Genomic DNA, 740 nt, shown 5'->3' on the forward strand with positions numbered 1-740 from the left:
TCGCCTGCGGCGACTGTGGCGGTGTGCGCACCACGTCGATACCGGCCCCGGCAAAGACAGCGTCGAAGGAAGCCGTGAATTTCGTATCACGGTCACGGATGAGGAACCGGAACCGGTGGCCACGTTCGTCGAGGTCCATCAGTAGGTTCCGTGCCTGCTGGGTGACCCAGGCTGCGGTCGGGTGCTTCGTGGTCCCGAGAACATGGACGTGGCGGGTGGCGTGTTCGACGACGAAGAACACGTAGATCCGTTGCAGGAACACGGTGTCCACGGTGAAGAAGTCGCAGGCCAGCAGGCTGGAGGCCTGGGCGGACAGGAAGGTGCGCCAGGAGGTGTCGGCCCGGCGGGGTGCGGGGTCGATGCCGGCGCGGTGCGGGATCCGCCAGACGGTGGCGACTCCGACCGGGTAGCCCAGCCCGGCGAGTTCTCCCTGGATCCTGCGGTGGCCCCAGGTCGGGTTCTCCCGTGCGAGGCGCAGGACCAGCTCGCGGATCTCCCGGCGGACCGGCGGCCGACCGGGCGACTTCCGCGGGTAGGTCCGTTTGCGTGCGAGGAGGTCACGGTGCCAGCGCAGCACGGTGGCCGGGGTGACGAAGAACGAACCCCAGCTGGACCGGGGCAGCAGCCGGGACAGGGCTGCGAGGATCACCCGATCCGCCGGTTCCAGGACCGGGCCGGTTCACCTGCCGGCGCAGCACCGCCACCTGATGTCGCAGGACAAGGAGCTCCGCCTCCTTCGA

Annotated in this window: 1 pseudogene; it reads right to left on the reverse strand. The window is 69.2% G+C overall.

From position 1 onward, the window contains the following. Positions 1 to 740 (reverse strand): annotated as a pseudogene (locus tag FMEAI12_RS30030) (helix-turn-helix domain-containing protein); the annotation flags it as partial.

Source organism: Parafrankia sp. Ea1.12, from assembly GCF_900465275.1.
GTDB classification, from domain to species: domain Bacteria; phylum Actinomycetota; class Actinomycetes; order Frankiales; family Frankiaceae; genus Parafrankia; species Parafrankia soli.